We start from the raw sequence: 22,108 nt of genomic DNA, 5'->3' as shown, positions 1-22,108 counted from the left end.
AGTTAATTGGTATGAATAAACTTTGGAGTAACAGCAATGAGCTTATCTGAGATAGTAAGCCGCGGTTGGGATAGCCTCGGCCGAGGTGATTTTGATGCTTTGGTATCAGATTATACCGATGATATGGTGTTCATCATGCCCGGGCAAAACGATGCTTTGAATGGGCGACATGAATTCCGTTCGGTGCTAGATAATCTTGCAGTGATGTTGCCTCCGGGTTTCGAAATCACCCAAGTCAGACAACTTGAAGGACAAAATGAAGTGGTTTCGTTGGTCGATTGGAAGTCAGCAACGATTGATGCTTCACAACTGGCTATCCTGTTCAAGTTTAAAGGCAACAAAATATACGAAGAGCGTTGGTTTATCGATACCGTACAGTGGCAGTCGGCGTTTAACTAGCAACAGTAGTGCCGAGAAGAGACGGCCACACACTCGACTCAAGCTAATCGTTACCAGACTAGCTCGCGGTATCCCCCAATCTTCTCCCTAACGATGAGCTTCGATAATGGGCAGCACAGAGAATACCTTCTGCCTTGGGGTTCAAGCATAGTGCAGCATTTTTCGGTGATCTTTGCATGCTTATTGCACCTATATATTATTAAGATATTGAAATTTAATAATAAAGATATTCTTTGGGCCAGATTTGATACGAACAAAATATAGCGCTTCTTTTTATGGACAGGGTTATGCTTAAGGAGTAAATTCTGCCCCACTACAATTTGGTGCAATTACCATTTTTTAACGGGAGAATTGAACAAAAAAGCAGTTCCATCAGCTTTAGAATTTAGTCAATACAAACAAATAGTTTCAACACAACAAAGCACTTATAAGTGAATTTCAACCCCTGACACTCTGATATCAAGGTTGGCTTTTGAGGATAAGGCTTACTCGTTTAGGTATGGTGGTAGCATAGCTCGCACCTTAATGCAGCGTTAAGCAGTTCTATTGCGTTGCATTATATTTGAAAAGGTTGAAAACAATAGTCGATGGCTATAAAAAGTTATCTCAAAACTAATGGTGGAGATTCAGTTGATGAAACGCTATTTGGAAAAATCGCTGATGATTTAGTAAAGCAAGGGTATAGCATTCAGCCCTGTGCGCTGCCAGAGGACATAACATTTTCCTTGTATTCGCATCAGCAAAATTTAAATGCAAATAAATACGCTGATGCCGGAATTGGACGTGGTGAAGACTTCCTGAAAACCGAGTTTGTCAGAACCGATGAAATCTGTTGGATTACGGGCGAATCGGAAGCCGGCAGCAAGTGGATAGATTGGACATCCAGATTGCAGCGTTTTTTAAACCAAAGGCTTTTTCTGGGGCTGTTTTCTTTTGAAAGCCATTTTGCACACTATGCGCCAGGCGCTTACTACAAAAGGCATTATGATGCGTTTCGGGGTGAGGCAAACCGGGTTTTGTCTGTCGTTACCTATTTGAATCCTTCCTGGGGAAACAGTGATGGTGGTGAAATCGTATTATATAAAGATGACCAAGATCGTGAAGGTATCAAAGTCGTGCCTTTGTACGGTACCGTAGTGGTGTTTCTCAGTGAAGAATTCCCCCACGAGGTATTACCCGCAACCAGAGACAGATATTCAGTAGCCGGCTGGTTCCGGGTGAATACTTCAATAGACAATAGAATCGATCCGCCTAGGTAATTTATGCGTTTGTCTGATAACAAGGGGGAGTTATCAGACAAACTTAATGTCGTGCTATAAATATGCCGTTGAGGGTGGTATTAATTCTTTAATAGTCGCCGCTTTCACATAGCACTTTATCATAGAACGAACCTTAATGGGCTTATGATACCAAAGTTCATCTAGTGAAGTGGTATGAATCATCACCCGTGATCTAATATTCAATCTTCGCGGAAGCGTATTTCCCGCGAATGTATTTGTTGAAGTAAGTACCATGTGATGTCGAGTAGTAGAAACTATTCCATATTGAATTATTCACTCCTGAATAACGATAGCCTCCGCCGTTTTCAAAACGAATATCTAATAACCTACTTACGGCTGAGTAGCCAATGTGAGAAATGGCTGATGAAGACTAAGGGTGCTGTTCAAACATAGGCCTTGGTGTTCGGTTTTTAGCAATGTCCAGCATGCCATTTGCTATTACATTTGCTTGACCTTGCGACTCTAGATATGAATCGATTAATCTGTGACCCGATGAATCGACATAGTTTTCGATTGCTGAATAGTTTGCAGGTAAAGCTCCAAAGAGGTTTCTTACTGCTGCCATTACGACATCATTGTCATTGGTAAGTACACCCACCAACTCGGGATTTTCATCGCCAAACTGACCACCAACCGAACTTGATGGGCTTGCTATTCCCATGTAACCCAACATTTGGAAGTCTTTCAAAGATATACCGTCATAGTATTTGAATGAGGTAGTGACGTCGTTTAATAGTGAATTTGCGTAAAAGTTGCCTTGAGAGTGGCCGACTAATATTGTTCGAGCACAACTTCTTAATGTAGATTCAAGAAGATCTCGAGCAAATTTATAATCTTGTTCACTAGCAACTCCTTCGTTTGGCATTATCGAAATAATATCTTGTAAAACTGGTGTGATAACTGAGTACTGTTCTGATGAAAGCTCCGTGATATACCCACCAATAATACTTGTGATTAGCTGGTATTCCTTGCCATAGTTATCCATATCCTCATATTTATGCTTTGCGACTTCAATAAGTTGGTCTGTAGGAAATTCTAATGTATTCAAAGAGCCTCTGACAGCGCCGTTGCTCACATACGAGTTAAGATATCCTTCTTGGAACCTTTTCTAATGATTTTAGGTTTTCGAAAAAAGAGCTAGCTGTGGTGTATATACCGTTTACATAGAACAGCTGCAATTTATCAACGTTTTGCTCACACCACTGTGTAGCATTGGCATTAAAAGGAGCACCAAATGTTAATGCTAGGGCAAGTAACTTTTTCATTTCAGCGCCCTCGTAGCTAAGGTACCACACGGTTTTTCAGGAAAATCAATTTTGGAATAGTCGTCGCCTAACACGCGCGCGAGTGATGCTTCAGCATTTCGTTTTGCCGCTGCTCGCTCAAGTGTATTGAAGTAAAATTGTGTTGGAGTCTCAAAGGTCGGATCTTTTCTTCGCAGTTCAGTGAAGCAACGGCGCAATGAGATCAAGTTACTAAAAGTGCGGCTAGCCTCACCTTTGGTTACTTCAGTTTTATCTGTAGGTCTCTCGATAAGCTTTTGCCATTCATGTCCTGCTGAAATAGCAATTTGTTGCATTTCAGGAGAGGCGTAATTCTTAAAAATGTTTCTCTCGTAATCATCACGAATCCCATTGTTGTTTTTATCAATTCCAGCAACAGTATCGTTCTCACGTGGTTCGGGATCTTCCTCATTAGAGAGCTGTATATCATTTAGGTGTTGCCATGCGTCCGAGTTCTCCGGGTATTGGTTTTGGTTCCACCACTTAGCTAAAAAATATTGTTCATTGATGTTAACGATAGTGCCACCTTGATATGTTTTATTAGGAAGCCACTCTTGCAAATTATTTTCGTCAATTAGAATCCATCCATCCCAATTGATATCATTGGGCTCAGGTTCCGTTCCCTGGCTCCAGTGTGATGCTATATAGGTATTTCCATTCCATTCAACAATATGTCCAGAACGGTAAGCTTCGATGCTTGACCATTTTTCTGTTGCACGAGTATGACTGGATATCAATGTAATAGCCGAAAATAGTAAGAGGAGTGTAAAATTTTTCATTGTGTTCCTTAAATATAGAAGTTTTTAGATTGTAATGTGAGAGATCGGTTTTTCAGTGGGCTTATAATTTTTAGAACGGCGAAGTTTCTTTTACCAATATGAATGCAGAAATGCTTCTTTATTCTACTTTGTTAATTGAACAGTTCGATATGAAGTACTTTGTTTTTGCGAGTACCCAAATTCTATTGCTGGGAAGCTTATATAAAATTGAGAGGGATGATTAGTAACGAATAATTACCATGCGTATCAAGACACATTTAATTTCATTGATATACAGGTAAGTTACTTTGTAGAATGTTTTGATTCAAATATGCCAATAATTGATACTAACCATATATGTACTTAGTGTGAGTTACGATTATTAACAGCATTGAAATATTTCTCCAAATTTGGAGTACAGTTCATTTGTTTCTATGGAAATCTCAAGGCTTGCTGATATCAGCAAGCCTTTAGTTTTATGGTTAAAGCGCTTGATCAGAACTGACCAGCGAAACCCGAGTGCCCAGGGCGTTCAACGCAATGTTGTGAATCATTTCGTCTACGGTGGTGCAGCAATCCGTTAAGACGGACACATGATATTTTTCGGCTGCTTTTGAAATCGCCGTGTGGGTGACGCAGTTCTGGGTCATCATGCCGCAGATGAGTAACTCGTCAATACCATGTTTTTCCAGTACTTCGTTCAGGTTGGTTTGTTCAAATGCATCGGCAAAGGTTTTCACCACTATTTCTCCGCTTGGCGCCGCGGCCATGATGTCGGCGTGAATCTCTGCCCCTGATGTTCCCCGATTAAAAAATGGCGCGATACCTGCCGCCGGATTGGCAAGGTGCTGCACGTGGATCACCGGGATGCCTTGGGCATTGGCGTTACTAATCGCCGCTTTAATGTTGTTGAGAGTCACGGCTGTATTCCAGAGCGGAAATTTTCCGTTGGGGAAGTAGTCGTTTTGCAGATCGATGATAAGTAGTGCTTTGTGGCTCATGTTATTTCTCCGGATTGCGATTGGATGTGTCCAGTATGCGCCGCTTGCCTAATTGATATCAGAGTCTAAAATGACATAATTCAGTCTAAATCCGACATTCAATATGCATTCCATCACCATTGGAATCTACCGTTATCCTTATTCGTTAAAGTCTGCTGTGTATGGGCTGGAAGAGCTGTTTCTGATGGCCAACCGGGTCTGTATGGAACTGTCGGTTGAAGTGCAATTTGTCCCGACCATATTTGAGCACTTCTCTGAGCCACAACCTTGCTTCAAAGTGGTGTTGCTGCCGCCAGCGATCAACAGCGGGTTTTATCTTGCGCCTGATGCAACAGCGCTGGAGGGGTTACGCCGGCAGTATCAGCAAGGTGGCGTTATTGCTTCCGCGTGTGCCGGGGCGTTTATTCTGGCCGCCTCAGGTATTGCTGGTGGACGAACATTGACTACGCACTGGGGATTGGCAGACAGCTTTCGAGGCCGTTTCCCGGTACAAACGTTAGATACCAATAAGCTACTAATTGACTATGGCGACGTGTTAAGCGCGGGGGGCATGATGTCCTGGCTGGATCTTGCCCTGGAGCTAGTGGCCAGATACACCTCTGCTGCGGTGATGCGTCAACTGGGCAAAATGCTGGTGATTGATACTGCGCCACGCGAGCAGCGTTATTATCAACAGTTTCAGCCCTCTTATCTGCACGGCGATCAGGGCATCATTGAACTCCAGCAGTGGATTAACCAATCGTACGCCCAGCCGATCTCGGTAACTGCGCTGGCGAAAAGAGTGAACACCACCGAGCGCACGTTGCAGCGCAGATTCATCAAAGCGACCGGGTTTAATCCCAACCATTATCTTCAGCGGGTAAGGATTCAGAAAGCGTGTGAGTTGCTGGAGACCAGTCGCCAGTCGTTTGAGCAAATCGCGATACAGGTTGGTTATCAGGATGCCAGCGCGTGTCGTAAGGTATTTGTTAAAGTGATGGGATTAACACCGGTAGAATTTCGCCGGCGATTTTCCGCAGCTGAGTAGAAGGTAAGTGACTAGTCACCAGCTACTGATAAACACTACTGACCATGCTGTTGCAAATAAGCCTGCAGCTGGTTGTAGCTGCGCACTTTGGGGTAGTCGCTTTCCGGGATGCTGACGCCGGTGGTTTTTTTTAGCGAGGCGAGCAGGTTTAAAAAGTCCATCGAGTCGAGGTCGCACTCTTCGCGCAGATCTTCGTCCAGATCGATTTCGTCCATCTCAACTTCCGGGGCAATGTGCTTGATCGCATCGGCGATAATGGCGGGAATATTATTGTTGTTCATAGATCCTCCGGACGTTGCAGTTGTTTGGCCACAGCATGCAGAAAGCGCGCGCCGGTAATACCGTCACTGACTCTGTGGTCGGCGGCCAGGGTTACTGTCATCACTTCGCCTATTGCAATTTCTCCGTCGTTAACCACCGGCACCTGGCGCAGCCGTCCTAAGCCGATGATGGCCACTTGCGGCGGATAGATGACGCCGGTAATGCTGTCTGCGCCGCGCTCGCCAATACTGGTGACGGTAATCGTACCGGCGCTGACTTCGGTGCTGCGCAGTCGACCGCGCCGGCCGCGTTCGGCCAAGTCGCGCAGGGCATCCATAATTTGGTCCAGCGTTAACTGATCGGCATCAAGAATGGCCGGGATAACCAGCCCGCCCTCGCGCAGGCTGATGGTATTGCCGATATTGACTTCAGCGGCAGGGCTGAAATGGCCGTCATGGTAAAAACCGTTCAGGTCGGCAAAACGGGTTAGCTGATCTGCGATGGCGCGGAGCAGCAGGGCGGGCAGCAATAGACGCTGCTCAGGCTCACGCGTCTGGTTTTGTTCGCTGAGCCATTGCTGAGCTTTGGTCAGGTTGATCTCCAATGAGAGATAGTAATGGGGGATCTCCCGCTTTGAGCGACTCATCGCATCGCTGATCGCCTGGCGCATTGGTGACATACCCGGCTTGGCTGAGTCCACCTCAGTAATCGCTTCTTTAGGGCGCGAACTGACTTTGCCGTCCAAATCACGCAGTAACACTGCACCCTGTGGTCCACTGCCGGACAGGGCAGTGAGATCGATGCCGGCTAAGTAAGCGTTTTTGCGCGCCATCGGAGAGGCCCATTGCCGGTCAGATTTTGGTGGTGCGGTGTAAGTTGTCTGCTGGCTTGGCGTGATAACCGGACTTGCCTCTTTGGCTGCTACCTCGGCGCTAGGCTGAGGTGGCGCGGCAGACTCAGGGGTGGGTTGCCGGATTGGTGTAACGGATCCGGTTGAATCCAGCGTTGCAGTAACCGGGCTATCGGATTCCATTCGCGCCAACACGCTGCCGACAGGCAGTTTGATCTCAGGCTCAACCAGCAATTCTGAGATCACACCCTGATGGAAAGATTCCATCTCTATCGCACCTTTGTTGGTTTCGATCACCGCAATAATATCGCCTTTTTCCACCCGATCGCCGGGTTTTACCCGCCACTCGAGCAGTGTACCGTCACTCATATCCGCGCCGAGTGACGGCATGGTGATATCGATGAGAGTGCGATTACTGTTAGCCATGAGCCGATTTTCCTCCCTCGCTTTGCCAATCGGGTGTCATTAATGTGGCCTTAGCGGCGCGGACGATTTTGTCACTCTGAGGAATGGCGGCTTGCTCAAGGTGCTGCGGGTATGGAATAGGCACTTCCTCGCTGCAAACCCGGGCGACCGGCGCATCCAGATGCCAGAAGGCTTGCTCCATAATGACCGCGCTGACTTCACCGGCCAGGCTGCCGCTATACCAGCCTTCATCAATCACTACCGCCCGGTGGGTTTTGGCGATGCTGGCGACAATGGTTTCGGTATCGAGTGGTCTCAGCGAGCGAAGGTCAATCACTTCTGCATCGATGCCGTTCACTTCCAGCTGCTTGGCCGCTTGCAGGGTTTTGGCCAGGTTGCCGCCGTAGGTGATCAGGGTGATGTCATTGCCGGCGCGGCGAACCAGTGCTTTGTCCATTGGTGCGTCAGGGGTATCACTAACGGGGCCGTCTTCATTAAGCAGCATCACGTGTTCAAAGATCAGCACCGGATCCGGATCGGCTAATGCCTGGCTAAGCATATATCGGGCATCGTTATGGGTTGCCGGGCTGAGCACTTTTAGCCCGGGTACGTGGGCGTACAAGTTCTCCCAGCTGTGCGAGTGCTGGGCGGCGAGCTGTTTGCCGGCGCCGCAGGCCATCCGGATCACCACCGGTACGTTAAACTGGCCGCCGGACATATGCAGCAGGGTCGCGGCGCTATTGACGATTTGATCCATCGCGAGCAGGCTGAAGTTGACCGTCATCACTTCGATAATTGGCCGCATACCACCAAGAGCTGCGCCAATGCCGACGCCGACAAAGCCAGATTCGCACAGCGGGGTATCGATGATTTGCTGTTTGCCAAACTCATCCAGCAAGCCTTTGCTAACGGCGTAACAGCCGCCGTAGTGGCCGACATCTTCACCCATCAGGAATATACGTGAATCGCTTTGCAGCGCATCCCGCAGCCCTTCTCGCAGTGCCGCGCGGTAAGTGAGCGTGGCCGGTGTCTGGCTGGTAGGGACAGTCGCTGGCGGCGGCTCTGTGCCCGGGCTGTAGACAAACCGGGTCAGCTGTTCGACCGGTTCCCATTCTCCCGCTTCGGCAAAGGCCTCGGCATCGGCAATTTCCTGGGCCACTTTGGCTTCAATGGCGGAGAGTTCCTGATCCTGGAAGTGGCTGTTTTTCTGCAGCCACTGGATCAGCAGCTTGACCGGACCTTTCTCTTCCCACTGGGCAATTTCTTCTTTGTCACGATAAAGCTGAGGGTCGAAACTGGAGTGACCGCGGAAACGGTAGGTCTGGCATTCAATAAAGAATGGCCGCTGATGTTCGCGTATGTAATCGACTGCATTGCAGGCAGCGGCTTCGACATCGACCACATTCATGCCATCGACCTGGGCGCTTTCGATGCCGTAGCTACGGGCTTTGTTGGCAATATTGGTTTCTGATTCCGACAGCGCCAGGGCGGTGCCCATCGCATAGCGGTTGTTTTCACAGACGAACAGCACCGGCAGTTGCCACAGCGCGGCTAAGTTCAGGCTTTCATGAAACTCACCTTCAGCTACCGCGCCTTCACCAAAGAAGCAGACGGCAATGGCGTCGCGCTGCATTTTCTTGTTGGCCATCGCCAGTCCGGTGGCCAGCGGTAAGCCACCACCGACAATGGCGTTACCACCGAAAAAATTGAGGTTTTTATCGAACAGGTGCATAGAGCCGCCGCGGCCGCGGCTGCAGCCATTACTGCGGCCAAACATTTCAGCCAGTACGCTGCCCATGCTCATACCGCGGGCCAATGCATGGCCGTGCTCCCGATAAGTCGCTACGACCTGATCCTGTTCACTTAACGCCGCCATCACTCCGGTTGCAATCGCCTCCTCACCGATGTAGAGGTGAAGAAAGCCACGGATTTTTTCCATCGTATACAGCTCTGCGCATTTCTCTTCAAAACGGCGGATACGCAGCATCTGCTCGAGCTGGCCGAGTAAGTGTTGTCGGTTGATATGGAGTCTAGGGTTCATTGTTCATCGCTCTCCAAGGTCGAAATGTCGCCTTCCGGCAGGCCCAGTTCTCTTGCTTTCAGTAAGCGGCGCATAATTTTGCCACTGCGGGTTTTGGGCAGGTTCTGACGAAAGGCGATTTCTTTTGGTGCCACCGCTGCGCCCAGGCGTTTGCGCGCTAAGGCAAGCAAGTCCTGTTGCAGCGTTTCATCGGCTGAAAAATTAGGTTTCAGGGCCACATAGGCTTTGACTATCTGCCCGGCGACCGGGTCAGGCACGCCGATAACGCCGACTTCGCTCACTGCGGGGTGTTCCATCAGTACGCTTTCGACTTCGAACGGGCCGATCAAATGGCCGGACGATTTGATCAGGTCGTCTTTGCGACCGACGAACCAGAAATAGCCGTCTTCATCTTTCATTGCCAGATCGCCACTGAGATACCATTCGCCGGCAAAACAGGACTGGTATTTCTCCGGTTGATTCAGATAACCGCGAAACATCGAGGGCCAACCGATTTGAAGCGCCAGTTCCCCCACTTGCATCGGCTCGCTTTCAATCTCAAATTCGCCGTCGCTGGTGGCGGTGATAATATTGGCCACAATACCCGGCAGGGGTTTACCCATCGAGCCGGGTTTGATCGGTAAGCTGGGGACATTGGCAATCATGATGCCGCCGGTTTCGGTTTGCCACCAGTTGTCATGAAATGGCATACCCAGTACCTTTTCACTCCATTCCACCGCTTCCGGGTTGAGCGGTTCACCAACACTGGCCATATAGCGCAGGCGGGAAAGATCATACTGTTTTGGCAACGCGTCGCCATTTTTCATCAGCATTCGGATCGCGGTCGGGGCGGTGTACCACACGCTCACTTGCTGATCTTGCAAAATTCGATACCAGCGCTCAGCATCAAATTCGGCTTCATCGACAATCGTAGTCACGCCCAGACAAAGCGGCGCAATAATGCCGTAAGTGGTGCCGGTTACCCAGCCGGGGTCGGCGGTACACCAATAGATGTCATCGGGTTTCAGGTCCAGCGCATAGTAAGCGGAACGGATGTGATGTTTGACCGCATCATGAACATGGATAACCCCCTTGGGTTTACCTGTCGTTCCGCTGGTAAAGTGCAGCAGCGCCATATCTTCAGCTTGAGTTTCGGCGCACGGGTGCTCAGGGCTGGCGTTTGCCATTAAGGTCGCGTAATCGTAGCAGCCGGGTTCATCGTCCGGGTTACCATCGATCAGCACAACCGCTTTCAGGTGCGGTAGCTCGCGCCACCAGTTTTTCAGTTTCTTGCGGTATAGGCTGCGAGTGGTGATCACCAGATTCGCGCTGCCGATCTCCATTCGCGAGCGGATTGGCTCGGGGCCAAAAGCGGAAAAAAGCGGGGTAAACACGCCCCCCGCTTTTAAAGTGCCGAGTGCTGCCACGTAAAGTTCAGGCCGTCTACCTGACAGGCTAAACACCCGGCTGCCGCTAGGAAGATCCAGCTGTGAAAGCAGATCTGCAAAGCGGCTGGTCTGCTGGCTTAGTTCTAGATAGCTGAAATCGACGATAGTGTCATCTTTGCCGATCCAACGCAGTGCCAGTTTATCTCGCAGGGAATGATTGAGGTGGCCGTCGAGAGCTTCGTATCCGATATTGATCCCACCACCAACTAACCCGGTGATGGCGGGAGGGGAGGCCGCATTGAGATTGGCATTATCGGCCAGCGATTGATGAAAAATAGTTTTGACCATAGTTGGCGCCTTGCACGGTACAAACGCGTGTGCATATGAAATCGATAACCATGCTAGAAGTATGGTTTATGGGTGGGGTTTGTCCATCGCATAGTTAAGATAATGCTAATGTTTGTAGGCTGAGAAATTGACAGGCTGCGCCAGCGATCACACCCGCTCACTTTTTGCTGCTGCTATTTCCCCGCCCATTTTTGTGTCGGCTATCTATTATTAATAAAAGTGCATAACAAGCTGTCGTGTGACGGGAGCAAAAAATGGCATCTCAGTCCGGCAAAATCGCAACCCACCAATCCGATCTGGTCGATGGCAACCAACCGGAGCCGTTAACCGGTTTAACCCAGCAAGCCGCCGAACAGAAACTGCAACAGTTCGGGCCTAATCGCTTACCGGTTCGACCAATGGCGGGGCCACTGTTGATATTCCTGCGCCAGTTTCTCAGTCCGTTTATCTATATTCTGGTGATCGCTGCCGTGGTGTCTTTTGTACTCGGCCAGAACCCCAGCGGCACCTTTATTCTGGTGGTGCTTTTCCTCAATGCCATTATTGGCACCATACAGGAATATTCTGCCCAACGATCCGCGGCTGCGCTTCGCAATATGGTCAAGGGAGAAACCCATGTGATTCGTGATGGCATTGGACGGACGATCAATGTCGAGGAAGTGGTGCCAGGCGACCTGGTGATACTTTCCTCCGGTGATAAGGTGCCAGCAGATGTGCAGCTGTTATCCAGCCAGAACCTTGCGGTGGATGAATCAATGCTGACCGGTGAATCTCTTGCGGTGAGCAAAAATGCTCAGGCAGAAGTGGCGGATGATGCGCCATTGTCAGAGCGGTTCGACCAGTGTTTTGCCAGCAGCATTATCACCCATGGTCGCGCTCAGGCCGTTGTTCTCTCCACGGCAACAGATACGGAAATTGGCAAAATCGCCAGCCACGTCACCCAGGAGCGGGTCTCCGAACCGCCACTGATGATCCGTATCCGTAGCTTTACCTATCAGGTCGCCGGCGGCATATTCATCGCCATCTTAGCCCTAACGCTGATGATGCTGATGAAAGGCGGCTATGACAGGGAAGCGATTATTCTGATGACGATAGGTTTAGCGGTTTCGGTGATTCCGGAAGGCTTGCCTGCGGCCCTGACGGTCGCTCTCGCTATCGGGATGCGCCGCATGGCCCAGGCCAATGTGATCATACGTAAACTGGTAGCTGTTGAAGGACTGGGGTCCTGCACCTTTATCTGCTCTGACAAAACCGGCACTTTGACGGTGAATGAACTGACTATCCACCAGGTGGTGCTGCCCGATGATAAAACCTACTCGGTGACCGGAGAAGGTGTCTCGCCGGGTGGCGAGATCTGCGGTGATACGGATAAACAGCATTTGCGTCAACTTTGCATCGCCGGTGTGCTGGCCAATGAAAGCCATCTCGATTACGCCGGAGGGGAATGGGTGTCAGACGGCGACATCGTGGATATTGCGTTTCTGGTGCTGGCGAAGAAACTGGGTATGTCGATCAAAGATTTGCGCCGTCAGCAAACTCAGCTGGAACTGATCCCTTATGAACCGGAAAAAGCCTACTCCGGCAGCGTCAATTTTGACGGCGATACCGCCTGGCTGTACGCCAAAGGCAGCCCGGAAAAAATGCTCGCCATGTGCGACCAGATGGAAACTGAGCATGGGCCGGTAGAGATTGATCGCAACCTGCTTGAAGCGCAGTTTGAAGGCCTGGCGACTCAGGGATACCGGCTAATCGCGTTGGCGAAGCGGGAGATCGTCGAACATGGCAATCACAAGCTGGAGCAGATGTGTTTTCTCGGTATGGTGGCGATGATTGACCCGGTGCGCAAGGAAGCGGTGGCGGCCCTGGAGCACTGCCGCAGCGCGGGGATTGAAGTAGCAATGGTTACCGGCGATCACCCGGCGACGGCCAAATCGATCGCCATTGAACTTGGGCTATGTGGGCAAGGCGCCCAGGTAGTGACCGGCAGTATGATCAGCCAGGCGATAGTGAAAGGGCAGAGCACGTTTGATGAACTTATCCGTCCGGTACGGGTATTTGCCCGCATAGAGCCGCAGCAGAAAGAGCTGATCGTAGACAGCTTCATGCGCCAGAACCACTTTGTTGCGGTTACCGGTGATGGTGTCAATGATGCCCCGGCGATGCGGCGGGCCAATATTGGCGTCGCGATGGGTAAACGGGGTACAGACGTCGCCAAGGAGACCGCCGACCTGATCATTACCGACGATAATTTTGCCTCGATTGTTTCCGGTATCGAGCAGGGGCGGGTGGTGTACAACAATATCCGCAAAGTGATCGCGCTGCTGATTGCGACTGGCTTTTCTGCCATTTTGCTATTTTTCCTCACCGTGGTAGCCGGCCTGCCGATGCCGATGATTGCGGTTCAGTTGCTGTGGCTCAACCTGGTGGCCAATGGCCTGCAGGACGTGGCGCTCGCCTTTGAACCCAAGGAGGGTAATGAGCTGACTTATAAGCCGCGTAATCCCAGTGAACCGGTATTTGATAAACGGCTGATTGAACATGTATTGATCTCCGGCACCGTCATGGGCGGTCTGGCATTTCTTAACTACTACTTGGCGCTGCAGTCCGGTGAAAGCGTTGAACAGGTCAGAAATCTTACCCTGATGCTGATGGTACTTTTCGGCAATATCCACGCGCTGAACAGCCGCTCAGAAACACGCTCGCTGTTCGCTCAGTCAGTCAAAACCAACCTGTTCCTGATGTGCGCCGTGCCAGTGGCGCAATTGGTGCATATCGCGGCGATGTACACCCCAGGCCTGAGCGATATTCTGCAAATTCAGCCGATATCGTTCGGCCAGTGGACCCAGCTTCTGCTCATTGCACTTAGCCTGCTGGTGGTGGAAGAAATCCACAAGTGGTGGCGGAACCGACGAGGCTGAATCGGTTGCAGTTAAAGTCCAACACTATGATTAGGCAGGTTCCTCCACGACAACATCCGGGTGGCTGTTAAGCCTGGTTCCCAGTGACAGCATCAACAGGCTGGCCAGTAGCACCACCACACCGACAATCACAAACCCGTAAGCGGTCATCTGATAGTGCGACAGTGCTGCAATCAACACATAGCTTAAACTTTGTACCAGGGTGGAAAACATCACCAGTAAACCATCAACCCGGCCGCGCTGAGAAACGGCAATGGTATGGTGCATCCAGTTGGTTCGGGCAATACGGTTCAGGGCATTGAAAAAGCCCATCACCAGTGTCAGCCCGACAATGGCCAGTGGAGTAAGCAGGCCACTCATGCTGAGCAGAATGGCTGCGAGTATCAACATCGCCCCCTGCATAATCAGCTGAGCCGAAGCGATTTGTAAGATTCTCGCGACCAGCAAGCCGGACAGCAGTGAGCCCAGGCCAAAGGCAATGTTGTACCAGGCGACCCAATCGCCGGAGATATTCTGCTCTGCAAACCAGATCGGTACCAGTTTGCCAAGGTAGGTCAGCACTGGGTATGACAGGCAGGAGACCAACAGAAAGGCATAGAATACCGGTTGGCGACTGAATATTGCCCTGATTTCACTGAGCTGTTGCCAGAATGGGCTCTCGACTGAATTACGAAGTCTTTGGCTATAAGGGGTCAAAACATAGCTGATGGCGGCAAGGGCGGAGGCCACGGCTGCAAACAAGGCAAATTCAGTCATACCCCAGTGTTCCAGCAGGATGATGCCCAGTGCGCCTGCGCCCAAGGTGGTGCCCTGCATCACTACTTCCTGATAGCCGGAAATCTTGGCGTACTCGTGCTTTTGGTAGTTTTCTTGAGTGAACGCTAGGTTGGAGGTCCAGGCTATGTTGCTCGATACCCAAAATATTAATTGAGACAGTGCCAGTAACCAGTGTGAGCCAAGCTCAAGCTGATACGCGATTAAGACCAGAGCGGCAGTGGCGGACTGAACCACCTGGCAGAGTATCAGCATGGTTTTGCGAGAATGCCGGTCGATAAGGGTGGAGAAAAAGGGCGTTAGCAAAAACGACACGGCCGTGCAGGTTAGCGCCGTCAGCGCGACGAAGGTGCCCATGTCAGCTTCTTTCAGCATGATCCAGGGCAGCGCCATCATAAATAAGCCAGAGCTGATACCGTCGAAAAATCTTCCGGATAAGTAAGGCAGTGTTTTGTTTTTCATTGTTATTTTCCGTGACGTTTACTTTATTGGCTTATACTCTAATACCTCAAGTTAACTTTAGGTAAAGCGCTTTTTTGCCATTATTTTGGAGTGCGGGAAATGGAAATGACAGTGGGTGAAGTCGCCAAACGGGCCGGCGTGGCAGTATCTGCGTTGCATTTTTATGAGCAGAAGGGGCTAATCACCAGTTGGCGCAATGCTGGTAATCAGCGTCGCTATGACCGAAGCGTGTTACGCCGTATTGCGGTGATCAAAGCGGCGCAGCAGGTAGGCTTGAGCTTAGACGAGATCACCACAGCACTGGCGCACCTGCCGATGAATCATGCGCCTACTAAACAAGAGTGGGAACATATGGCCAGCCAGTGGCATCAGCTGCTGGAGGAGCGGATCCAACAGTTACGCCAACTGCAGACCAGCCTGGGCGACTGTATTGGCTGTGGCTGCCTCTCGCTGGAGCACTGCAGTTTGCGCAACCCGCAAGATATCCATGGCCGCAATCATCAAGGCGCGGTGTTACTGAACTCCGATGATCAAGCGGATGCGGACCTGACCGGGAACATTCGCTGAGCGTTACTTTAACGTCTGGAAACCCGAGTAAATCCGCGTCAGGGTGGTAATCCAGCATGCCGCGCCAAACAGGTAAGCGATCAGCGCAAAGTGGTTTGGCAACAGGCAAATCGCGATAAAGCAGAGAATGGTCTCTGTGCCTTCTGTTAATCCCCCCATGTAATACAGCGACTTATTTCGATAAACCGGGTTTTCAATCCCCTGTTTGCTGGCCATTACCGCAAAGGCCAGAAAGCTCGAGCCAGTACCGATAAATGCGAAAATCAGAAACGCGCCGGCGACGGCGTTGGCTTCCGGGTTGGCCAGCACAAAGCCAAACGGGACCAGTGAGTAAAACAGAAAATCCAGACTGATGTCCAAAAAGCCGCCCGCATCGGTAATGCCCTGAATTCGGGCCAGCGCTCCGTCCAGGCCATCGCAGATTCGGTTAATTATGATCAGCAGCAGCGCCCAGTCATATTGCTGAAAGCTAAGCGCCGGCAGAGCCAAACAACCGATGGCAAAGCCAAATAAGGTGGTCTGATTAGCGCTAATGCCGGTCTTATTCAGCAGTCTGGCCGCCTGGCTGACCGGCCAGCGAATCACTTTGATACTTAAGCTATCCAGCATGATGATTCTCCCATGGCCAGGAAATGCAGCGGCTGCCCGCTGGAATATCCGCTTCATCATGGGTGACCATCAGGGCGGGAATGTTGGCGTTTTTCAGTTGCTCTACCACCCAGCTGCGAAACTGAGCGCGCAAGTCTTTGTCCAGCTTGCTGTAGGGTTCGTCCAGCAATGCCAGTTTCGGTTTGGCGAGCAGCATGCGGGTTAGGGCGATACGAGCCCGCTGACCTCCGGAAATCTGGTCGGGGAAAGATTCGGCCAGCTTAGTCAGTGAAATGTGTTTCAGTGCGTTCATCGCCTGCTGTTTTCGCTCGGCGCCTTTTACCGTTTCTGGCAGCGCAAAGGCAAGGTTTTCCCACACCGTAAGGTGAGGAAATAGTAAGTCATCCTGAAACAGGATCCCTACCTGGCGGCGATGGGCTGGCATGTCATCCAGCGGTTGGCCATCGAGGGTAATTGTGCCCGAATAGCGAAATTCGGCAGACAGGTGACCGGCTATTGCATCCAGCAGGGTGGATTTGCCGCAACCACTTGGCCCCATCAGGGTGACGATTTCGCCTTTTTCTACAGTGAGACTAAAAGCGTTAAACAGAGCCTCGCCATCGGTTTTATGGATGGTGAGGTTTTCGAGACAAAGACTCATTAGGCAACAGACCTTTAATGGATATCCGGCGATTTCTGCCGTGCAGGCGACTAAGCAAAATCGCAAGCGAGAAGAACAGCAACGGCAGCAGCGCCTGCCAGATGGCGTAAATGGCGGTGACACGGCGATCGAAACCGCTGGAAAGCGCAACCGCCTCTGTGGTGATGGTGCTGATCCGGCCGGCGCCGAGCATCAGCGTCGGCAGGTACTGGGCCAGACTCACGCTGATGCCGACTGCCCAGGCAAAGGTGACCGCAGGCAACAGGATCGGCAGTTTGATCTTCAGCCAGACCTGCAACGGAGATTTACCCAGGCTGAGCGCAACCCTGGTCAGACCGTTATCAAAACTGCGCCAGGGACCATCCAGCGACAGATACACATAAGGGAAGGCAAAGAACACGTGCGCCCAGCAGACCCAAAACAGATAGGCGTTGCTATTGATGTATAACGTCGCCACCTGCATACCAAACAACACCGAAAGCTGTGGGATGAGCATCGGAATCGCGATGATATAACCCGGCACCTGGAGGCGGTAGCGTAAGCGGTACTCATGGGCGATCAGCGCGAGGACCAACGCAATAGATGCGCAGATGACGGCAATGACAATGCTCTGGGCTAGTGTCCCCAGAATGCTGTGCCATTCATATTGCCAAAAGCGCGCGCTGTACTGGCTTGGCAGCAGATCCGGGAACCGCCAGCGCTGTGCTACGCTCCATACGATCATCAGCGGTATCATCAGCGCCGCCAGAATAGCGATAAGCGAGAACAGGCTTCTGCCCGGCAGAGCGATGCCAGAACGGCCGGCGTATTGCCAGCGTCTGTAACCTTTGGTCACGCCCCATTCCACCAAGCGGGCGAAGGCGATCAACAGGCTCGCCAGCGCAAACAATATCACCGCACCTGCGGCGGCTCTTGGCAGAAGGGACAGATCCGGGTCGTTAAACCACTGCCACACCAGTACCGCAAAGGTAGGCGGATTGGTCGGGCCAATAATTAAGGCGACATCGACAACCGACAGGCTATACGCGATAACGGCCAGCATCGGGAAACGCAGTTTCGCCAGCCACTGTGGGAAAATGGCTTTCCACCAGGCCTGGGCGGAATTGTATCCCAGTGAATGACTCACTTTTTCAATCTGGTCGACTTTAAGTTGCTGTAATATGGGGATACTCATCAGCAGCAGAAAGGGCACTTCTTTTAGCGCCAGCATGATGATCAACCCTAGTGCATACGGGTCTTTAATCAGCAGAGCGAGGTCGTTGACCGTTTGTGCATTGGGATCGTAGCCAAATAGTTGATACAGCGCGCGGGCTGCCATTCCGGTGGGGGCGAACAGAAACGCAAAACCGATCGCGAATGCGACGTGGGGCATCGCCAGCAGTGGAGATAATGTCAGTTCAATTCTGCGCCAGAATTTACGCTGCCAGCTTGCCTGTAAAATCGCAAAGGTCATCAAACAAGCCAGATAACTGCTCAGCACTGCAGAGTAGAGCGTTAATCCGATCGACTGCCACACCCCCTCCCATGCAAATACGGCCTGAAAGCCAGAGAGGGATACTTCAGACAAGCCAATCGGTGGAACATAACCGAATGCCGACGCCACCACCCCGAGCAGCCCCGGGACGGTAGGTAAGATACAGACGACAATAATCAGCAAATATAGCGCGCGTAACATTTAGAGCTTCTAGTTTCCGTAACGTTTTAACCACTCTTTCTCAAGAGCAGCTTGCCAGCTTGGATGTGGCTCAGCAATCGATTTAAACTGCTTGGTATTTTTGGCGCTGCCGGTTAAGTATTTGCTGCTTAACACCGAAGGATCGCCCCAGACGTTAATGTCGCCTTTGCGGGATTGCGCTTCCGGACTTAGCAGGAAGTTGATCGCCACCTGGGCACCTGCACTGGCACTGGCATTCCAGGGGATCGCCAGGAAGTGAATGTTCGACAGCGCACCCTGGTTCAGCGCATATGCTGATGTGCTATCCGCCAGATTACCACTGACCTGCGCTGAATAGACGGCGTTAGGGTTAAACGTCACCGCCAAATCAATCTGACCGTCGTCCAGCAGCTGGATAGACTCTGCGGTACCGGCCGGGAACTGTTTACCACCGCGCCATGCAACGGCATGAAATTCATTCAGGTAGTTCCACAGCGGTTGGGTGACAGCCTGAAAATTGGCGTCATCAACCGGTTTGGCCAGTGCCGGATCATTGTCCGTCAGTTCGATTAGCAGCGATTTCAGGAAGCTGGTGCCATGAAATTCCGGCGGGCGAGGGTAACTCAATCGGTTAGGATAGGCTTTGGCGTAGTTCAACATCTCCATGAAAGAGTTTGGAGGATTGTTCAGAGATTTGCTGTCGTGAATAAACACCAGTTGTCCGACACCCCAAGGCGCTTCAAGCCCCTCTGTGGGTACTGAGAAATCCACGTCCACAGGCAGCGATTTATCAACGTATTGCCAGCTTGGCAACTTATCTACAAACGGACCAAACAGCAGCTCATTGTCTTTCATTGATTTGAAGTTTTCGCCGTTGATCCAAACCATATCAACGCTACCGCCACTGTTTTTACCGGCGGCTTTTTCCGCGATAAGACGAGTGGTGGTTTCTGCGATATCGGTGACTTTGACGTGTTTCAGTGTCACGTTATAGCGTGATTGCAGTTGCTGGCCCGCCCACTGGATATAGCGGTTGATCTCCTGGCTGCCACCCCAGGCGTGGAAGTAAACCGTTTCGCCGTTGGCTTCCTTTTCGATGGCTTGCCAGTCGTCGGCGAAGGTTGGGGTGGTGACCACAGAAGCCAAAATTCCTAACGTGCTTAATAGCTTTTTCATAATCGATCCGTGTTTGCTATATGAATGGAGAACAACAAGCAGAAAAATCGCCAAATCAAGTTCTTCGACATCTTTCGCTGCATATAACTTTTCCTGCATATAAATAGTAACTGAACATGCTCTCTTTAGTAAGAATTGATAAAAAATTCATAGCATTACCATACCTAGTCTTTAATCAATCATAGTCGCGGGTAAAGAATTGTCGCAGTTGATCGCTTAAAGAATGGTAGTAGACCGCACTCATTGGCTAAATCTTTCATGTTGATAGGTTTTTTGTGGTAATTGGGGTAGCGTGACCTGTGTACTCTGTTCGGAGAGTAGCTTGGCTAATGCTTAGCAGTCACCCTTGTATCAGCGGCTCTGTAACTCAAAGGTGTCTAGTAACTCAATGCATTTGACCGTCACTTCACGGCTGTTTCCGCTCAAATGTGCTGTGACAATCGCCCCTTCCTTCATAATACAGATGGCATCGAGCAGTGAGCCATCGGTATTGCTCAGGTGGCTGGCGATCACTTGCCTGACTTGATCTTTGTGGTAGTTGCAATAACGGAAAATTTCGCTGTTCAAGTCACTGAATTCGGCCGAAGTATTAATAAAAAAACATCCTCTAAAGTGACCCAGTTGTGGCTCATTGTCGCTAAACCAGCTTTCTAAAGCTGTAAATAGGCGATGGATGGTCTCATTATCGGATTGTGTATCAGACAGCTTCTGTTCCAGCCACTGAATAAAAACGTCGTGCCGTTGCTGGAGCGCGGCGATAACCAGCGCGTCTTTGCTTTGAAAATGGGTATAGAGCGTACGTTTTGCTACGCCTGATACGCTAAGTATTTCATTGATTCCAATTGAGTTAATACCGTTTTGGTAAAACAGGTCCAGGGCGGTATCGATCAGTAACTGGCGTTTTGGGCTCATCAGTTTTCTCCTCTAAATCTATCTTGACAAAGGTAGACCAAATTGTCTACCTTGGATTTGTAGACAGATCGGTCTACTTAAAGGGAGATGATATGAATAATAAGATTTTGTCTATCTTGGCCGGGGTTGGTGCCTTCTTGGCGATAGGGTTGCTTTCGTTTTTTGATTCGACGTTAACTGATGTTGCGCTGCTGATGGCACCATTTGGCGCAACGGCAGTACTAGTGTTTGGTGTACCGGATAGCCCTCTGGCACAGCCCAAAAATGTTATTTTTGGCCATCTGTTAACGGCGTTTGTCGGGGTGGTTTTTACCCAATATATCGGTGTGTCGACGCTAACCCTGGCGCTGGCCACTGGGATTGCCGTTAGCGCCATGCTCCTCACCAAAACCACTCATCCACCTGCCGGGGCCAACCCGATGCTGATTATGTTATCCGGGCAGGGATGGGCATTTTTAATCACGCCTGTGTTGATCGGCTCAATCATCATTGTTGTGGTAGGCAAGAGTATGCAAGTATTGATGAATCAGTGGTTTTTGCGACAATTAGTTTCAAGTCTAGCATCCATCAAACTAGTGGATATTATGTTTAGTTACTTAACTCCTACTAAGTGAGCGGCTGTTCACAAGATTAAAAGAACCCGGTTCCAAAGTTTGTTGGTTAAACCAGATTTATAAATGGGAATAGCCGAAATTCCGTTCAAGGTTTTACATTGGATTAGTAATCGTCATTGTCAACGCAATAACTTTGTTCATGCAGCCTTCCAATATTTCATTGCATTTTAATGTGAGCTATGTATTTCTCTGGTGAGATTCGTCGTGATCATAGTCATATTCTTTCAGTTTGTTCAGGAATTAACCACATGAATGTGTTTAGATTGATAATCGTAAATGATGTAATCCTGATTGGTTAGTCTAGTTTTTAACAGAGATGTACAGGTTGCATTTTTTTTGGCATCAAAAAGGAACCGGTTTCTTTTTGTGGTTTTAATGCTTTGTTCTGTTCACTTTTTTGTCTTCATATTGTTGGGATTGATGTCGTTCTAAACAGGTGGTGTTTCGAGAAGTTATGTTTTGCTAGCAATTTAATTCAAGGGAAAAAATGATAATGGATAAATTGACGTCGCTTGGCCTGTCTTCTGTGATTGCGATGATGTTAATTGGTTGTGCTTCGACTTTCGAGTCTCGTAACTTTACGGCTGAAGAGTTGTTTGATCCAACAGAAACGCCGCTAGAAAACTGTTGCGGTGGTGGTAACAATGAACAGTTGCGTTACACCAAGCGTAGAGTGAACTCCTTTGTTAAAGATGGGGTGCTTCATATCTTTGCAAAAGCAGGGAGCTTTACTAGTGCAGACAACCCAGATGGCACTAACGC

General features: G+C 50.1%; 21 protein-coding genes and 1 pseudogene. 7 read left to right on the top strand and 15 right to left on the bottom strand.

Features of this window, described 5'->3' with window-relative positions; translation table 11 throughout:
* The first annotated feature begins 36 nt into the window (after positions 1-36).
* A complete protein-coding gene (locus ACQY6F_RS09505; protein ID WP_428773923.1) occupies positions 37-399 on the top strand; it encodes a nuclear transport factor 2 family protein in 363 nt (120 codons plus the stop codon).
* A gap of 587 nt (positions 400-986) precedes the next feature.
* Complete coding sequence (locus ACQY6F_RS09500; RefSeq protein WP_428773922.1) at positions 987-1,658, top strand: 2OG-Fe(II) oxygenase; 672 nt, start codon at positions 987-989, stop codon at positions 1,656-1,658.
* Between the two features lie 193 nt (positions 1,659-1,851).
* Here the strand turns inward: ACQY6F_RS09500 and ACQY6F_RS09495 are convergent, their stop codons facing one another.
* From ACQY6F_RS09495 to ACQY6F_RS09475, 5 genes are all read right to left on the bottom strand, one after another.
* Positions 1,852-2,037, bottom strand: coding sequence for a KTSC domain-containing protein (locus tag ACQY6F_RS09495; protein WP_428773947.1), 186 nt, complete (start codon positions 2,035-2,037; stop codon positions 1,852-1,854).
* Between the two features lie 12 nt (positions 2,038-2,049).
* Positions 2,050-2,727 carry a hypothetical protein gene (locus tag ACQY6F_RS09490; protein ID WP_428773921.1) on the bottom strand — a complete coding sequence of 226 codons (678 nt, stop codon included), beginning with the start codon at positions 2,725-2,727 and terminating at the stop codon, positions 2,050-2,052.
* 34 nt (positions 2,728-2,761) lie between these two features.
* Positions 2,762-2,944, bottom strand: a complete 183-nt coding sequence (locus ACQY6F_RS09485) for a hypothetical protein (RefSeq protein ID WP_428773920.1) — start codon at positions 2,942-2,944, stop codon at positions 2,762-2,764.
* Entirely contained in the window at positions 2,941-3,741 is an 801-nt protein-coding gene (locus ACQY6F_RS09480) for a hypothetical protein (RefSeq protein WP_428773919.1), read from the bottom strand. The genes ACQY6F_RS09485 and ACQY6F_RS09480 overlap by 4 nt, the downstream gene beginning before the upstream one ends.
* 461 nt (positions 3,742-4,202) lie before the next feature.
* A complete protein-coding gene (locus ACQY6F_RS09475; RefSeq protein WP_428773918.1) occupies positions 4,203-4,721 on the bottom strand; it encodes a cysteine hydrolase family protein in 519 nt (172 codons plus the stop codon).
* A 103-nt stretch (positions 4,722-4,824) separates the two neighbouring features.
* Between ACQY6F_RS09475 and ACQY6F_RS09470 the strand changes: the two genes are divergently transcribed.
* Positions 4,825-5,748, top strand: a complete 924-nt coding sequence (locus ACQY6F_RS09470) for a GlxA family transcriptional regulator (RefSeq protein ID WP_428773917.1) — start codon at positions 4,825-4,827, stop codon at positions 5,746-5,748.
* 35 nt (positions 5,749-5,783) lie between these two features.
* Here the strand turns inward: ACQY6F_RS09470 and ACQY6F_RS09465 are convergent, their stop codons facing one another.
* The 4 genes from ACQY6F_RS09465 to acsA are packed head-to-tail and all read right to left on the bottom strand — an operon-like array spanning position 5,784 to position 11,020.
* Entirely contained in the window at positions 5,784-6,029 is a 246-nt protein-coding gene (locus tag ACQY6F_RS09465; protein WP_428773916.1) for an acyl carrier protein, read from the bottom strand.
* The gene (locus tag ACQY6F_RS09460; RefSeq protein ID WP_428773914.1) at positions 6,026-7,285 is read right to left on the bottom strand and encodes a dihydrolipoamide acetyltransferase family protein; all 1,260 of its coding nucleotides are present in this window, start codon (positions 7,283-7,285) and stop codon (positions 6,026-6,028) included. Before ACQY6F_RS09460 ends, ACQY6F_RS09465 begins: the two co-directional genes overlap by 4 nt.
* Complete coding sequence (gene pdhA / locus ACQY6F_RS09455; RefSeq protein WP_428773912.1) at positions 7,278-9,305, bottom strand: pyruvate dehydrogenase (acetyl-transferring) E1 component subunit alpha; 2,028 nt, start codon at positions 9,303-9,305, stop codon at positions 7,278-7,280. The genes ACQY6F_RS09460 and pdhA overlap by 8 nt, the downstream gene beginning before the upstream one ends.
* Complete coding sequence (acsA, locus tag ACQY6F_RS09450) at positions 9,302-11,020, bottom strand: acetate--CoA ligase (RefSeq protein WP_428773911.1); 1,719 nt, start codon at positions 11,018-11,020, stop codon at positions 9,302-9,304. The genes pdhA and acsA overlap by 4 nt, the downstream gene beginning before the upstream one ends.
* Positions 11,021-11,274: 254 nt before the next feature.
* Between acsA and ACQY6F_RS09445 the strand changes: the two genes are divergently transcribed.
* Positions 11,275-13,938: a cation-translocating P-type ATPase gene (locus tag ACQY6F_RS09445; protein WP_428773910.1), complete on the top strand. Its 2,664-nt coding sequence runs from the start codon at positions 11,275-11,277 to the stop codon at positions 13,936-13,938.
* A 30-nt stretch (positions 13,939-13,968) separates the two neighbouring features.
* Here the strand turns inward: ACQY6F_RS09445 and ACQY6F_RS09440 are convergent, their stop codons facing one another.
* Entirely contained in the window at positions 13,969-15,174 is a 1,206-nt protein-coding gene (locus tag ACQY6F_RS09440) for an MFS transporter (RefSeq protein ID WP_428773909.1), read from the bottom strand.
* Between the two features lie 99 nt (positions 15,175-15,273).
* On the opposite strand from ACQY6F_RS09440, the gene soxR reads away from it, so the two are divergent.
* The gene (soxR, locus tag ACQY6F_RS09435) at positions 15,274-15,741 is read left to right on the top strand and encodes a redox-sensitive transcriptional activator SoxR (RefSeq protein ID WP_428773908.1); all 468 of its coding nucleotides are present in this window, start codon (positions 15,274-15,276) and stop codon (positions 15,739-15,741) included.
* Positions 15,742-15,744: 3 nt separating this feature from the next.
* On the opposite strand, the gene ACQY6F_RS09430 is transcribed toward soxR, so the two are convergent.
* The 5 genes from ACQY6F_RS09430 to ACQY6F_RS09410 form a co-directional block, all read right to left on the bottom strand.
* The gene (locus tag ACQY6F_RS09430; protein WP_428773907.1) at positions 15,745-16,350 is read right to left on the bottom strand and encodes a CDP-alcohol phosphatidyltransferase family protein; all 606 of its coding nucleotides are present in this window, start codon (positions 16,348-16,350) and stop codon (positions 15,745-15,747) included.
* On the bottom strand, positions 16,340-16,990 hold the full coding sequence (locus tag ACQY6F_RS09425; protein ID WP_428773906.1) for an ATP-binding cassette domain-containing protein: 651 nt from the start codon (positions 16,988-16,990) through the stop codon (positions 16,340-16,342). The genes ACQY6F_RS09430 and ACQY6F_RS09425 overlap by 11 nt, the downstream gene beginning before the upstream one ends.
* The gene (locus ACQY6F_RS09420) at positions 16,956-18,665 is read right to left on the bottom strand and encodes an ABC transporter permease (RefSeq protein WP_428773905.1); all 1,710 of its coding nucleotides are present in this window, start codon (positions 18,663-18,665) and stop codon (positions 16,956-16,958) included. The genes ACQY6F_RS09425 and ACQY6F_RS09420 overlap by 35 nt, the downstream gene beginning before the upstream one ends.
* 9 nt (positions 18,666-18,674) lie before the next feature.
* Positions 18,675-19,820 (bottom strand): ABC transporter substrate-binding protein, encoded by a 1,146-nt coding sequence (locus ACQY6F_RS09415; RefSeq protein WP_428773903.1) that lies wholly within the window; start codon positions 19,818-19,820, stop codon positions 18,675-18,677.
* A 351-nt stretch (positions 19,821-20,171) separates the two neighbouring features.
* Complete coding sequence (locus tag ACQY6F_RS09410) at positions 20,172-20,732, bottom strand: TetR/AcrR family transcriptional regulator (RefSeq protein WP_428773901.1); 561 nt, start codon at positions 20,730-20,732, stop codon at positions 20,172-20,174.
* A gap of 92 nt (positions 20,733-20,824) precedes the next feature.
* On the opposite strand from ACQY6F_RS09410, the gene ACQY6F_RS09405 reads away from it, so the two are divergent.
* Both ACQY6F_RS09405 and ACQY6F_RS09400 read left to right on the top strand, forming a co-directional pair.
* Entirely contained in the window at positions 20,825-21,346 is a 522-nt protein-coding gene (locus tag ACQY6F_RS09405) for an HPP family protein (RefSeq protein WP_428773899.1), read from the top strand.
* A gap of 493 nt (positions 21,347-21,839) precedes the next feature.
* Positions 21,840-22,108: pseudogene (locus tag ACQY6F_RS09400) on the top strand (hypothetical protein); the annotation flags it as partial.

It is taken from the genome of Vibrio sp. (assembly GCF_050299255.1).
Lineage (GTDB): Bacteria > Pseudomonadota > Gammaproteobacteria > Enterobacterales > Vibrionaceae > Vibrio.
Note: the sequence above shows the minus strand (reverse complement) of the source record. Positions and strands in the feature narration are given on the sequence as shown.

Coding starts and splice junctions, on each gene's coding strand:
- ACQY6F_RS09430 (WP_428773907.1), bottom strand. CDS start 16,350: ATGCTGGATAGCTTAAGTATCAAAGTGATTCGCTGGCCGGTCAGCCAG.
- ACQY6F_RS09440 (WP_428773909.1), bottom strand. CDS start 15,174: ATGAAAAACAAAACACTGCCTTACTTATCCGGAAGATTTTTCGACGGT.
- ACQY6F_RS09410 (WP_428773901.1), bottom strand. CDS start 20,732: ATGAGCCCAAAACGCCAGTTACTGATCGATACCGCCCTGGACCTGTTT.
- pdhA (WP_428773912.1), bottom strand. CDS start 9,305: ATGAACCCTAGACTCCATATCAACCGACAACACTTACTCGGCCAGCTC.
- ACQY6F_RS09470 (WP_428773917.1), top strand. CDS start 4,825: ATGCATTCCATCACCATTGGAATCTACCGTTATCCTTATTCGTTAAAG.
- ACQY6F_RS09475 (WP_428773918.1), bottom strand. CDS start 4,721: ATGAGCCACAAAGCACTACTTATCATCGATCTGCAAAACGACTACTTC.
- ACQY6F_RS09460 (WP_428773914.1), bottom strand. CDS start 7,285: ATGGCTAACAGTAATCGCACTCTCATCGATATCACCATGCCGTCACTC.
- ACQY6F_RS09420 (WP_428773905.1), bottom strand. CDS start 18,665: ATGTTACGCGCGCTATATTTGCTGATTATTGTCGTCTGTATCTTACCT.
- ACQY6F_RS09505 (WP_428773923.1), top strand. CDS start 37: ATGAGCTTATCTGAGATAGTAAGCCGCGGTTGGGATAGCCTCGGCCGA.
- ACQY6F_RS09500 (WP_428773922.1), top strand. CDS start 987: ATGGCTATAAAAAGTTATCTCAAAACTAATGGTGGAGATTCAGTTGAT.
- ACQY6F_RS09415 (WP_428773903.1), bottom strand. CDS start 19,820: ATGAAAAAGCTATTAAGCACGTTAGGAATTTTGGCTTCTGTGGTCACC.
- ACQY6F_RS09480 (WP_428773919.1), bottom strand. CDS start 3,741: ATGAAAAATTTTACACTCCTCTTACTATTTTCGGCTATTACATTGATA.
- ACQY6F_RS09485 (WP_428773920.1), bottom strand. CDS start 2,944: ATGAAAAAGTTACTTGCCCTAGCATTAACATTTGGTGCTCCTTTTAAT.
- soxR (WP_428773908.1), top strand. CDS start 15,274: ATGGAAATGACAGTGGGTGAAGTCGCCAAACGGGCCGGCGTGGCAGTA.
- ACQY6F_RS09405 (WP_428773899.1), top strand. CDS start 20,825: ATGAATAATAAGATTTTGTCTATCTTGGCCGGGGTTGGTGCCTTCTTG.
- acsA (WP_428773911.1), bottom strand. CDS start 11,020: ATGGTCAAAACTATTTTTCATCAATCGCTGGCCGATAATGCCAATCTC.
- ACQY6F_RS09445 (WP_428773910.1), top strand. CDS start 11,275: ATGGCATCTCAGTCCGGCAAAATCGCAACCCACCAATCCGATCTGGTC.
- ACQY6F_RS09465 (WP_428773916.1), bottom strand. CDS start 6,029: ATGAACAACAATAATATTCCCGCCATTATCGCCGATGCGATCAAGCAC.
- ACQY6F_RS09425 (WP_428773906.1), bottom strand. CDS start 16,990: ATGAGTCTTTGTCTCGAAAACCTCACCATCCATAAAACCGATGGCGAG.